This is a genomic window from uncultured Caulobacter sp., from assembly GCF_947036865.1.
In the GTDB taxonomy this organism is placed as follows: domain Bacteria; phylum Pseudomonadota; class Alphaproteobacteria; order Caulobacterales; family Caulobacteraceae; genus Caulobacter.
In genome coordinates, this window is sequence record NZ_CAMQSF010000013.1 from 31,614 (window position 1) to 44,023 (window position 12,410).

At 69.4% G+C, this 12,410-nt stretch carries 13 protein-coding genes; 2 read left to right on the forward strand and 11 right to left on the reverse strand.

Going from position 1 to position 12,410, the window contains the following annotated elements:
• Positions 1–203 precede the first annotated feature (203 nt).
• The 8 genes from Q0V34_RS09725 to Q0V34_RS09760 form a co-directional block, all read right to left on the reverse strand.
• Positions 204–773: a DUF3035 domain-containing protein gene (locus Q0V34_RS09725; protein ID WP_297511153.1), complete on the reverse strand. Its 570-nt coding sequence runs from the start codon at positions 771–773 to the stop codon at positions 204–206.
• Between the two features lie 108 nt (positions 774–881).
• Positions 882–1,388, reverse strand: coding sequence for a signal peptidase II (gene lspA / locus Q0V34_RS09730; protein WP_297511155.1), 507 nt, complete (start codon positions 1,386–1,388; stop codon positions 882–884).
• Positions 1,389–1,531: 143 nt separating this feature from the next.
• Positions 1,532–4,441 carry an isoleucine--tRNA ligase gene (gene ileS / locus Q0V34_RS09735; RefSeq protein WP_297511157.1) on the reverse strand — a complete coding sequence of 970 codons (2,910 nt, stop codon included), beginning with the start codon at positions 4,439–4,441 and terminating at the stop codon, positions 1,532–1,534.
• A 77-nt stretch (positions 4,442–4,518) separates the two neighbouring features.
• On the reverse strand, positions 4,519–4,563 hold the full coding sequence (locus Q0V34_RS09740) for a hypothetical protein (protein ID WP_175582077.1): 45 nt from the start codon (positions 4,561–4,563) through the stop codon (positions 4,519–4,521).
• A gap of 164 nt (positions 4,564–4,727) precedes the next feature.
• Positions 4,728–5,834, reverse strand: coding sequence for a trypsin-like peptidase domain-containing protein (locus tag Q0V34_RS09745; RefSeq protein ID WP_297511159.1), 1,107 nt, complete (start codon positions 5,832–5,834; stop codon positions 4,728–4,730).
• Between the two features lie 233 nt (positions 5,835–6,067).
• Positions 6,068–7,009: a bifunctional riboflavin kinase/FAD synthetase gene (locus tag Q0V34_RS09750; protein WP_297511161.1), complete on the reverse strand. Its 942-nt coding sequence runs from the start codon at positions 7,007–7,009 to the stop codon at positions 6,068–6,070.
• Positions 7,009–7,431, reverse strand: a complete 423-nt coding sequence (locus Q0V34_RS09755) for a MaoC family dehydratase (RefSeq protein ID WP_297511163.1) — start codon at positions 7,429–7,431, stop codon at positions 7,009–7,011. The genes Q0V34_RS09750 and Q0V34_RS09755 overlap by 1 nt, the downstream gene beginning before the upstream one ends.
• 59 nt (positions 7,432–7,490) lie before the next feature.
• Complete coding sequence (locus tag Q0V34_RS09760) at positions 7,491–8,351, reverse strand: TIGR01459 family HAD-type hydrolase (RefSeq protein ID WP_297511272.1); 861 nt, start codon at positions 8,349–8,351, stop codon at positions 7,491–7,493.
• 145 nt (positions 8,352–8,496) lie between these two features.
• Between Q0V34_RS09760 and Q0V34_RS09765 the strand changes: the two genes are divergently transcribed.
• The gene (locus Q0V34_RS09765; RefSeq protein ID WP_297511165.1) at positions 8,497–9,063 is read left to right on the forward strand and encodes an NnrU family protein; all 567 of its coding nucleotides are present in this window, start codon (positions 8,497–8,499) and stop codon (positions 9,061–9,063) included.
• Positions 9,064–9,115: 52 nt separating this feature from the next.
• Here the strand turns inward: Q0V34_RS09765 and Q0V34_RS09770 are convergent, their stop codons facing one another.
• The 3 genes from Q0V34_RS09770 to Q0V34_RS09780 form a co-directional block, all read right to left on the reverse strand.
• Positions 9,116–9,802: a 2OG-Fe(II) oxygenase gene (locus tag Q0V34_RS09770; protein WP_297511167.1), complete on the reverse strand. Its 687-nt coding sequence runs from the start codon at positions 9,800–9,802 to the stop codon at positions 9,116–9,118.
• Entirely contained in the window at positions 9,799–10,524 is a 726-nt protein-coding gene (locus Q0V34_RS09775; protein ID WP_297511168.1) for a methylated-DNA--[protein]-cysteine S-methyltransferase, read from the reverse strand. Before Q0V34_RS09775 ends, Q0V34_RS09770 begins: the two co-directional genes overlap by 4 nt.
• Before the next feature lie 98 nt (positions 10,525–10,622).
• Entirely contained in the window at positions 10,623–11,900 is a 1,278-nt protein-coding gene (locus tag Q0V34_RS09780) for an EAL domain-containing protein (RefSeq protein WP_297511169.1), read from the reverse strand.
• Between the two features lie 189 nt (positions 11,901–12,089).
• Between Q0V34_RS09780 and Q0V34_RS09785 the strand changes: the two genes are divergently transcribed.
• Entirely contained in the window at positions 12,090–12,410 is a 321-nt protein-coding gene (locus Q0V34_RS09785; protein ID WP_297511171.1) for a FeoA family protein, read from the forward strand.

A 12,410-nucleotide genomic window follows, 5' to 3' on the forward strand; every position in this document is an offset into this window, starting at 1 on the left:
GATGGGGGAAGGGCGGGGATGGGGGTGACCTGCCGAGGTTAGGCTGCGCGCGGCTTTCACCGCCGCATCACCCCCACCCCTGCCCCTCCCCCATCAAGGGGGAGGGGACCAAGTTTCCCAACCTCGCCGGACAACGCTAGAAACAAAAACGGCCCGGAAGCATCGCCTCCGGGCCGTTCTCAAATCTCGGCGGAAGTCCGGCCTTACAGGCCCGGCAGCTTGATGCCGCCCTTCTTCTCGCGGCTGATCACCACGCCGCCCGGGCCGACCAGCTTCTTCAGGCGGGCTTCTTCGGCGGCGGGGTCGACCTCGGCCGGGGAATTGGCGCCGGATTGGGCGGCGGTGGTCACGTCGGTCTTGGGCTGACCCTTTTTCCAGAACATCACCTTGCTGGCGAAGCTCTCGTCCTTGTGGGCCAGGTCGCCGTTCTCGTCGTCCACCACGAAACGGATCAGCGGATCGGCCTTGTCCGAGCCGGCGCGGGCGACCAGCAGCTTTTCGCCTTCCGAGCGGTTGGCGGCGTTGCTCTGGCCGATCAGGGCGGCGCGGGCGGCGCTTTCGGGCTGCAGCTCCTGCGGACGCGGCTCGCCGGGCGCCGGCGGGCGCAGCGCGTAGTCCGGCGGCACGGCCAGCGGCGCCTTGCTGACGACGCGGAATTCGTCGGGGACCACCTTGCTCATGCCCAGAGCCTTCTGGGTCGAACTGCAGCCAGCCAGGCCGATCGCGGCCACGGCGGTCAGGGCGCTCACGGTCGCGACCCGATTGAAACTCATCAAACCATGCTCCAGCGGCCGACCCCCGGCCCGATTTTCGGACGCACTCGATACGACATCATCGCGCGGGCGCCAATCTCCCACGCGATTGCGGCGTCATTCGGCCCATTACTCGGTTTGATGGGCGAGCTTCTTTTCCTCGCCCAGGAAGCTGTCCAGCAGCAGCAGCGCCACGCCGATATTGATCCCGGAATCGGCGACGTTGAACACCCACGGGAAGTGCAGCCGCGAGACGTCGATGAAGTCGACGACATAGCCGTACAGCACCCGGTCGATCAGGTTGTTGCCGATCGCCGCGCCGATGATCAGGCCGATCCCGACGGCCGGCAGCGGCTTGCTGGCCTTGCGCACCCACCAGCTCAGGCCGACCACGACCAGGATCGAGAAGCCGATCAGCAGCCAGCGCCCCCAGTCGGTGTCGCGCAGCAGGCCAAAGCTCATGCCGTGATTGTGGACCATGGTCAGGTACAGCGGCCCGAAGAGGTGCATTGACGCGCCCTGCTCGCGGCCCAGCACGGACAGGATCCACAGCTTGGAGACCTGGTCCAGGATCAGGGTGGCGGCGGCGACGGCGTAGGCGGTCCAGCCCAGGCGGGTGATGTTCAGTGACGACATTTCGTCCTCAACTTTCCTTCTCCCCCTGTGGGAGAAGGTGTCGCGCAGCGACGGATGAGGGGTTGCGCGGCGATCTCGGCGAGACCCCTCATCCGACCTGCTTCGCAGGCCACCTTCTCCCGCAAGGGGAGAAGGGTAAAGAACTAGCCGTGCGTCGCGTCCCAGTAGGCCACGGCGTCGGCGTCGCGAAGGCTAAGCTCCGGATAGCGCGGATCGGTTCCGACCTCCGGCAGGATGCGCCACGAGCGGGCGCACTTCTTGCCCTCGGCGAGCTTCGGATCGACGGAGACGCCCTTGACCTCGTCGGTTCGGAACGCGCCGCCGTCGCCGGCGACCAGGGTCGCGGCGGAGGTGCGGAACACCTCGGCGGGGTCCAGGCCCTCGAAGGCGGCCAGCAGGTCGGCGTCGGCGACATGCACCACCGGCGCGGCCTCCAGCGCCGAGCCGATCCGCTTCTCGCGGCGCTCGACTTCCAGCGCCCCGGTAACCACCGAGGTGACCGCCTGGACCTTCTCCCAGCGCGCGGCCTCGGCGTCGTTGCGCCAGGCGTCCACGCGCTCGGGGATCACCCGCAGCGCCACGGGGCCGGCCTCGGGGAAGCGGGTCACCCAGGCCTCTTCCATCGTGAAGCTGGCCAGCGGGGCCAGCCAGATGGTCAGGCGGTTGAACACCTCGTCCAGCACCGTGCGATAGGCCCGGCGCTTCAGGGCGTCGGGGCGGTCGCAATAGAGGCTGTCGCGGCGGACGTCGAAATAGAGCGCCGAGAGATCCCCCTGGCAGAACTCGATCAGCGGCCGGATGACGTCCGAGAAGCGGTAGCTCTCGTAAGCCTCGCGCACCTGGCCATCCAGCTCCCACAGGCGGTGCAGGATGTACTTCTCCAGCGGCGGGAAGTCGGCGTAGTCGGTGACGCGCTCGTCCTCGGTGAAGCCGGCCAGGGCGCCCAGCAGGTAGCGCATCGTGTTGCGCAGCTTGCGATAGGCGTCGGTCGTGGTGGCCAGGATCGTCTTGCCGATCCGCTGGTCCTCCGAATAGTCGACCATGGCCGCCCAGAGGCGCAGGATCTCGGCCCCGGACTCCTTGGTGATCGCCTGCGGCTCGACCGTGTTGCCCTTGGACTTGGACATCTTCTCGCCGTTCTCGTCCATGGTGAAGCCATGGGTCAGGACGGCCTTGTAGGGCGCGCGGCCGCGCGTGCCGGAGCCTTCCAGCAGCGAGGACTGGAACCAGCCGCGATGCTGGTCCGAGCCTTCCAGATAGAGGTCGGCCGGCCAGTGGCTGTCGGCGCGGCCCTCGATCGTGAAGGCGTGGGTGCAGCCGCTGTCGAACCAGACGTCGAGAATGTCGGTGACCTTCTCGAATTGGGCCGGGTCGTGGTTTCCGAGGAAGTCGGCGTCGGGCCGGGTGAACCAGGCGTCCGCGCCGCCCTCGCGGATGGCGGCGAGAATCCGGGCGTTGACGTCCGGGTCATTCAGCGGCTGGCCGGTGTGCTTGTCCACGTACATGGCCAGCGGCGTGCCCCAGTTGCGCTGGCGGCTGATCAGCCAGTCGGGACGCGTCTCGACCATCGCGCCGATCCGGTTGCGGCCGGCCTCGGGGTGGAAGGCGGTGTCGGCCAGCGACTGGACCGCGACCTCGCGCAGGGTCTTGCCGCCGAGGCTATCGACGGCGTGGTCCATGCGGATGAACCACTGCGGCGTGTTGCGGAAGATCACCGGGGCCTTCGAGCGCCAGCTGTGCGGATAGCTGTGCTCGATCCGGCCGCGCGCCAGCAGATTGCCGGCCTCGATCAGCTTTTCCATGACCGCGCCATTGGCGGGCCCGAACTTGCCGACCTTCTTGCCCTCGGTTTCGAGCACCTTCAGGCCGCCGAACAGCGGGACGTGATCGTAGTACGCGCCGTCGGGATCGACGGTGTCGGGGATCTCGCGGTGGCCGTGAGCCAGCCAGACCTGATAGTCGTCGGCGCCGTGACCGGGCGCGGTGTGGACGAAGCCGGTGCCGGCGTCGTCGGTCACGTGGTCGCCGGAGAGCATCGGCACCGCGAAGCCGTAGTGGCTGTCGAGGTCGGCCAGCGGGTGGGCCAATACCATGCCCTCGCAGTCGACGGCCTCGACCTGCTTCCACGCGGCGACCTTGGCGGCCTTGAAGACGTCCTCGGCCAGCTTGTCGGCGACGATCAGGCGATCGCCCGGCTTGGCCCAGGGCTCGAACTCGAGGCCTTCCTCAAGCGCCGTCACCTCGAACACCGAGTAGGGGATGTCCGGATTGTACGAGACCGCGCGGTTGGCCGGGATCGTCCACGGCGTGGTCGTCCAGATGACCAGCTTGGCGCCGAGGGCGGCATCGGAGCCCTGCGTGACCGGGAACTTCACCCAGATCGTCGGCGAGACGTGGTCGTGGTACTCGATCTCGGCGTCGGCCAGGGCGGTGCGCTCGACCGGGCTCCACATCACGGGCTTCGAGCCGCGATAGAGCTGGCCGGTGGCCAGGAACTTGTGGAACTCGGCGACGATCGTGGCCTCGGACGAGAAGTCCATGGTCGCGTAGCGGTTCCACCAGTCGCCCAGCACGCCCAGGCGCTGGAACTCGGTCTTCTGGGCCTCGATCCAGCCGCCGGCATAGGCGCGGCATTCGCGGCGGAATTCCTCGGCCGGGACCTCGTCCTTGCGGCGGCCCTTGGCGCGGAACTGCTCCTCGATCTTCCACTCGATCGGCAGGCCGTGGCAGTCCCAGCCCGGCACGTAGTCGACGTCGTAGCCCAGGGCGAAGCGGCTGCGGACCACGAAGTCCTTGAGGATCTTGTTCAGCGCGTGGCCGATGTGGATCGCGCCGTTGGCGTAGGGCGGGCCGTCGTGCAGCACGTAGAGCGGGCGGCCGTCGGCCTGGCGCTTGGCGCGGACCGCGCCGTAGAGACCCTTGTCGGAGAGGGCGGCCCAGCCCTCCAGGATCTCGGGCTCCTTCTTGGGCAGGCCCGCGCGCATCGGGAACGGGGTGTCGGGAAGGAAGACGGTTTCGCGATAGTCGCGGGCGGGCGTGGCGTCGTCGGCCATGGATCGGTGTCCGGCTGTCAAAGGGATCGGAAGGGGGCGGGAAAACCCGGCGCGCGCTGGACCATCGACCGGCGGCGTCACGCCGGGCGGATAATTCGCGAAATCTTCCGAACGAAACTCATGGCGGTGGGGATAGCAGAGGGTTGGCGGCAAGGCCAGTGCGTCAAGATCCTCCCCTCCTGGGGGAGGTGGTCGCGCAGCGACCGGAGGGGGCTGCGCGGCTTACGCGGAGATGCCCGCTCAGGCTTCGCCGACAGCTCCCCCAGAGGCGAGCATCTTGGCGCGGCTAAGCCCCCGGCTTCCTCAGCCTCGGCGTCACGGTCACCGTCATCAGGCGCGCGTTGCGGATGACCAGGAACTCGAGCGCCTTGCCGATGCTGTGGTGGTCCAGCGCCCGCAAGAGGTCGTCGAGGCCGGTCAGGGCCTGGTTCCCGGCCGCGATCAGCAAATCGCCTTCCTTCAGCCCCGCCTTGGCCGCCGGTCCGCCGACATCGACCGAGGCCACATAGACCGCGTAGGGCTGGGCGACGCCGGTGGCCTTGGCCAGGGCGGGCGGGATCGGAGCCTGCTGGGCGACGACGCCGATCGAGCCGCGCCGCACGTGGCCGTGGGCCAGGAGCTCGGCGATGACGAAGCGGGCGGTGTTGGCCGCCACCGCGAAGCACAGGCCTTGATAGCCGGCGATGATCGCCGTGGCGATGCCGACGACCTCGCCGGTGGAATTGACCAGCGGCCCGCCGCTGTTGCCGGGATTCAGCGCCGCGTCGGTCTGGATCAGGTCCTCGATCAGCCGCCCGCGCTCGCCCCGCAGCGAGCGGCCCATGGCCGAGACCACGCCGGTGGTCACCGTGGCCTCGAAGCCCAGCGGCGCGCCGATCGCGATGACCAGCTGGCCGCGCCGCAGCCGCTTGCTGTCGCCCAGCCGGGCCGTCGGGATGTCGGCCGGCTGGTCGATCTTGATCAGGGCGAGGTCGGTGTCGGGATCGTCGCCGACGCAGCGGGCCGTCAGGCTGCGGCCCTCGGCGGTGATCACCACGAAGCGGTTGGCGCCCTGGACCACGTGGCTGTTGGTCAGGATCAGCCCGCCGCTGGCCTCGCCCGCCGGTCCGATCGCGAAGCCGGAGCCGACGCCCGACAGGCGCGGATCGTCCAGCATCGGATGGATGCGCACGACGCTGGGGCCCACCCGCTCCACGGCCCGGACCACGGCGTTCGAATAGGCGTCCAGGAGATCGCCGTCGGGCAGGGCGCAATAGCCGCCCTCGACCTCCTGGGCCTTGCCCGTGTCGAACACGAACTGGGCGCCGTCCGGATAGGCCAGGATCTCGTGCGCGCGGCGGGCGACCGGCCGCCTGGCCCGCGCGAAATGATGATACTTGCGCCCCTTGAGCATCCGATCCCCACCCGGAAGTTAACCAAGGTTAACGGGTGGGGCGGATCGGGGAAAGGGTTTCGCGCGAACCGCGAGCCAACGGGCGAGGTGGCGCGGTGCGTATCACCCCCTTCCCCCTTTGATGGGGGAAGGGTTGGGGATGGGGGTGACACCGTCCGCCGCCTAGGCGCGGCATCCACGCAGCATCACCCCCACCCTGCCCCTCCCCCATCAAGGGGGAGGGTAGGATGTCGTCAGAAGCCCGGCGCCACGATCGCCCGCGCGGCCTGCTCGTCCTGGCGCACCTGCTCGACCAAGAGGTCGATGCTGTCGAACTTCAGCTCGGGACGCAGGAAGGCGATCAGGTCCGTCTCGATGACCTGGCCGTAGAGGTCCTCGTCGAAGTCGAACAGCCAGGTCTCCAGCCGCGTCTCGACCTCGCCGGTCGTGGGGTTGTTGCCCAGATTGGCCACGCCCGGCACCTGGCGCCCGTCGGGCAGGCGCGTGCGGGTGGCGTAGACGCCGAGCTTGGGGACCACATAGTCCTCGACCTCGACATTGGCGGTGGGGAAGCCCAGCTGCCGGCCCAGTTGCTGGCCGCGCCGGACCACGCCCTCGATGGCGAACGGCCGGCCCAGGATCCGGGCGGCCTGGTCGGGGCGGCCCTCGCGCAGGGCGTCGCGCACCGCGGTCGAGGAGAACTTCTCGCCGTCGCCGCCGGCCACCGGCTCGGCGATCGAGACGGTGAAGCCGTACTCGTCGCCATAGGTCTTCAGCAGATCGCCGCTGCCCGTGCGGCCGCGTCCGAACGAGATGTCGAAGCCGGCGGCGACATGTTTGACGCCCAGGCCCTCGACCAGCACCTTCTCGACGAACTCGCGGTCGCCGAAGCTGGCCATCTCGAAGTCGAACGGCAGCAGGTAGAAGCGGTCGACCCCCAGGCTGGCCAGGGCGCGGGCCTGCTGGGCGTGGGTCATCAGCTTGAAGGCCGGCTCGCTGGGCCGGAACAGGCGGCGCGGGTGCGGATCGAAGCTGATCACGCCCAGCGGAACCTGCTGAGCCAGCGCCGCCTTGGCCGCCTGGGCGATCACCTGCTGGTGACCGCGATGCACGCCGTCGAAATTGCCGAGCGCCACGGCCGCGCCGCGATCCTCCGGCGACAGGTTCTTCCAGGCGTTGATCGTCTTCAGGGGCATCAGGCGGCCTTGCGGGGGACCATGACCACGGCCTCGCCGTCGACCACCGGCTTGCCGCCCACCAGGCAGACCGTGGCGAAGGTGACGCGAGCCTTGGCCTCGTCGATTTCGGTGATGGTGGCCCGCGCCGTGACGCTGTCGCCGATCTTCACCGGCCGCTTGAAGCGCAGGGTCTGGGACAGATAGATCGCGCCGGGGCCGGGCAGGGTGGTCCCCAGCACCGCGGAGATGTAGCCGGCCGACAGCATGCCGTGGGCGATCCGCTCGCCGAAGCTCGTGGTCGCGGCGTAGGCGGCGTCCAGATGGACCGGATTGTTGTCGCCCGTGACCTCGGCGAAGGCCTGGATGTCGGCCTCGCCGACCGTGCGGACCAGCTCGGCCGATTGGCCCACGGTCAGTTCTTCGAGATACTTGCCCTGCATGACGCGTCCCCTGCGGATTTTATTGTGCGTTGCACACACTGTAGCGGTTCACGCGTCCGTCACCAGACCAGATCGCCGATGGCGTGGGTCGCGCCAAGGTGCTCGGCCTCGAGAAGGGCCAGCACCGCGTTCGGATCGAGCTTGCCGTCAGGACCCAAGGCCTTTTCGCCATGGATGCCCTTGGCGATGAACAGGCAGGGCAGTTTCTGATCGTGGGCGCCCTTCACGTCGGTGATGACGCCGTCGCCGACGCACAGCACGCGCTGGCGCTCGACGGGACGGCCCAGCAGCCTTTCGGCCTCGGCCAGGGCTAGATCGTAGATCGGGGCATAGGGCTTGCCGGCCATCGCCACCGCGCCGCCCAGGGTCTCGTAGAGATCGGCCAGGGCGCCGGCGCAGAAGATCAGCCGCTCGCCCCGCTGCACCACGCGGTCGGGATTGGCGCAGATGAAGAGCAGACCGCGATCGGCGGCGACCTTCAGGCGGTCGCGATAGTCCTCGGGGACCTCGTTCTCGTCGTCATAGAGGCCCGAGCAGAGCACGAAGTCGGCGTCGTCCGGAGACGCCAGGGTCAGGTCGAAGCCCGCCCACAGCGGCGCGTCGCGCTCGGGGCCGATCTTCCAGACCTTGGCGCCGGCGCGCGGCGCCAGGAGGGCGCGGGTGGCGTCGCCCGAGGTCACGAAGCCCCGCCAGGCCGAGCGCGGCACGCCCAGGCCGTCCAGCTGCGCCACGACATCCTTGGACGGGCGCGGCGAGTTCGAGATCAGCACCACCGGGCCTTGGGTCTCCGCCCACCGGGTCAGGGCGTCGCAGGCCTCGGGGAAGCTGCGCACCCCGTTGTGGATCACGCCCCAGACGTCGCACAGCACCACGTCGTAGCGCTCGGAGAGGGCGGAGAGGCCGGCGGGAAAATCCATCATGGTCTGGGCGGTACCGGTCGAGAGGCTGGGCGTCAACGCGCCGAGGTCTCAGCTACGTCCGATCGCGAGCAATTCAAGGCGCGCGCGGCGAAGCTTTCGAAGGTCGGCGTTCCGTGGCTATCCTCCCGTGAATTGGGAGGGGCCAATGACCATTCTGATCCTGGGCCTGGTGATTTTCCTGGGCGTACACTCCACGCGGATCCTGGCCGGGCCGTTTCGCGACGGCCAGATCGCCGCCAGTCCGCGCCGCTGGAAGGGGCTCTATTCCCTGGCCTCGGGCCTGGGCTTTGTTCTGATCATCGTGGGCTGGATCAAGGTCCGCCCCGTCGCGCCGCTGCTGTATGATCCGCCCGCCTGGGGGCGGCACGCGACCATGGCCCTGGTCTGGATCGCCTTCGTGCTGCTGGCGGGCGCCAATGGGCCGGTCGGCCGGATCAAGGCGACGGTCCGCCACCCGATGCTGCTGGGGACCATCCTGTGGTCGGCGGGGCACCTGCTGGCCAATGGCGACCAGGCCTCGGCGATCCTGTTCGGGTCGTTCTTGGTCTGGGCGATCGCGGCCCTGGCCTCGGCGCTTGGGCGCGACGAGCCGCCGCCGGTCGTGACCAAGCCGATGGCCGATGTGATCGCGGTGGTCGCGGGGACCGTGCTTTACGCCGTGTTCGTCATGGGCCTGCACCGCGTGCTGTTCGGGGTCTCGCCGCTGGGGTGAGCCAGCGCGTCTTCACTCCTCCTCCCCCAAGGCGCGGGGAGCGTTTTACCCCTCACGTCGCATCGTGGAAGATCACGCCCAGCGTCCGCCGCCGGCCCGCCCGGACCTCGCTGACGCCGTGGCGCAAGATCCGCCGATGCACGCCGCGCGCGCCTTGCGCCGGCCGTTCGCGCACCGCGAAGATCACGCCCTCGCCCTGAGCCAGCGGCACGACGTGCGGCGCGCTCTGCTGCCGGGGCCGCTGCTCGACCAGCACGAATTCGCCGCCCTCGAAGTCGCGGCCGGGCCCGTCCAGCAGGAACGCCACCTGCAGCGGGAAGACATGCTCCCCATAGAGGTCCTGGTGCAGGCAGTTGTAGTCGCCGGGGCCGTAGGTCAGCAGCAGCGGCGTCGGCCGCGTCTGCCCCGCCGCGCGGCAGCGGTCCAGCATGCCGTCCAGCGTCTCCGGAAAGCGCCGATCCTCGCCCAGCCGCTCGGCCCAGCGGTTGGCGATCGTCGAGAGTGGGCCATAGAGCCCCTGTCGCAGCCGCTGGACGACGTCCGGCAGGGGATAGCTGAAATACTTGTACTCGCCGCGCCCGAAGCCGTGGCGGGCCATCACCACGCGGCTCCGAAAGCCCTCGTCGCGCGGATAGAGGTCCGCGATCGCCGCGCAGGTCTCGGGCTTCAGCATGGGGCCGGTCAGGGCCCAGCCGCGCGCGTCGAGCTCGGCGGCGATGCGGGTCCAGTCCAGGGTCACGCGGCCTCGCGCTGAAGCAGCGCCCGCTTGCGCTCGACGCCCCAGCGATAGCCGGAAAGGCCGCCGTCGCCCCGGACCACCCGGTGACAGGGCGTGATCACGGCCAGCGGATTGGCCCCGCAGGCCTGGGCCACCGCGCGGGCGGCGGTCGGCCGGCCGATGGCGCGGGCGATCTCGGCATAGGAGGCGGTGGTTCCGGCCGGAATCGCCCGCAGCGCCGCCCACACCGCCTGCTGCAAAGCCGTGCCCCGGGCGTCGAGCGGCAGGACCAGCGCCCGCCCCGGATGGTCGATCGCCTCGGCGACGGCTTTCAGATCCTGGGCCAGGCCCTCGGGGTCCAGCACGATCCGCGCGCGCTTGAAGCGGGTCGCGAGCTCGGTTCGCAACGCCTCGGGATCGTCACCCAGCGTGACGAGACGCAGGCCCGCTTGGGACCGCGCCACGAGCGCCAGGCCCAGACCGGTCTCGACCAGGCCGAAGCGCAGCGTCTCCAGATCCTCGTCGGGTTTGCAGCGCAGGCACGCTCGCAGACCGGCGGCGCGGGCCGCCTCGCGGGTGGCGTGGAAGGCGACGTTCTTTCGCAGCGGCCGGCCGCCGCAGCTGGCCAGGCAATAGACGCCGGTGGTGCGCACGCCGATGTAGAAGGCGCCCTCGGCGGCGCGGTCCTTGGCGCGGGCGGCGGCCCAGCGCGCGTCGTCGTCGGCATAGGTCGGAGCGGTCATGAGGGATCTCCTTTCGCGAGGAGACCCTGCGCCCGACCGCTCCGGAAATCATTCCGAAGCTTGCGGCGCGACGCCCAAACCTGTCAGCAGCGTTGGACCTACCAGCCCACCGCGCGGCGACGCATGGCGCCGCGGATGAAGTCGGCCGGCGGCTCGGCCTCGGCCAGCACCGCGTCGCGGATCGCGCGCGGCTCGCCGAACAGGTGGCCTTGGCCGTAGCCGATGTCGAGATCCAGGATCTCGGCGATCTGCTTTTCGGCCTCGACCTTCTCGACGATGACCTCGATGCCGTAGCGGCGGGTCAGGGCGGCGAAGTCGGTGGCGTTCAGGTCCGGCAGCGAGGCGATGACCAGCTTGCCGTCCTGCTCCTCCAGCTGGTCCAGCATCATCTGGGCGCCGACCTTCAGATATTTCACGTCGGCGCGGGCCAGGTCCTGGAAGTCGAGATCCAGGTCGCTGACCTTGTCCAGGCTGAAGCTGAAGCCGAGGCTGGCCAGACGCGCCATGTGGCGGGCCTCGACCGGACCGCGCCGCTCGAAGGCGCCCTGGCCCAGCTCGAAGATCACCGCGCCCGCCAGGTCCTTGTTGCCCTGCATGAACTCCAGGAACTGCGGGAAGAAGCTCTCGTCGCCCAGGCTGGCCAGCGAGATGTTGCAGAAGATCCCGACCTTGCGGTCCTGCTTGGCCAGGCGGCGGACGATCTGCACGCAGCGGAACAGCAGCAGGTTGTCAATGGCCGTCATCAGGCCCTCGGGCTCGGCCACGGCCAGATATTCGGCCGGCATCATCACCCGGCCGGTCTCGTCGCGCAGGCGCGAGAAGCTCTCGTAGAAGACGGTCCGGCGCTGGGGGAGGCTGACGATCGGCTGCAGATAGAGGTCGACCCGGTTCTCGGCCAGGGCGTCCTGCACCACCTGCAGCATGTGGCTGGCGTGCGGCGCGCGCTCGCGGCCGCCAAGGCTGGTGCTGCGCGCCGAGGCGGCGGCCATCTGATGGCTCAGCTGGTGCTCCAGCCGGTCGTTCATCTGCTGGATCAGGTCTTCCAGCTGATGCACCTCGGTCGACAGAGCCTCGGAGCGGCGCTGGGCGTCCTGGGCGACCGACTCGACGAGGTCGGAGATCCGGGCGTCCACCTTCTCGACCTGGTCGAGCAGGATGGCGTGCGCCTCGCGGATGGTCTCGATCTCCAGCCGCACGCCGCCGTCGGTCAGGGTCTGGGTGATCAGGCCGTGGAAGGCGTAGCACAGCGCCAGCGTGCCGATGAACGCGGCCAGACCCGTGGCCGGCGTCGCCCCCGTCCTCCAGAGGAGGAGCGAGACGATCAGGGCCAGGCTGAGATACCCCACAGTCCAGAGCGTGAACGACAGCTTACGCATTCTTCGCCTACACGAATCGATACGGACAATCAGACCGGTCCGCGCGGCGGGAGTCGAATGGATTAACGCGACTGCGCCATTCCGTCTCAAGGCCCTGAAGAGATTCAAACATATCCTAGATCCGTAGGATCACTGAATCGACATTCTCCGCTTCGACTGATAATCGTTCGCAATACGAACGGAGCCATGATGTCCCAGGCGCTCGCGCTATCCCCGCAATTCGACCTCGCCGCGACGGACGCCGGCGCCCGCCCTCTGGCCTCGGCGCGGCGCGGCGACCGGGGGGTGATCGTGCGAGTCACTGGCGTCTCGGGCGCCGCCGAGGCGGTGGCGGCCGAGGAGCTGGAGCGACGCCTGCTGGAGATGGGCTTCGTCGAGGGCGCGACCATCGAGGTGCTTCACGAGGGCCTGTTCGGCCGCGATCCGATCGCGGTGCGGGTGGACGACACGCGGGTCGCCCTGCGCCGCCGCGAGGCGGGCGCCGTCAGCGTGAAGTTCGACGGACGCTAG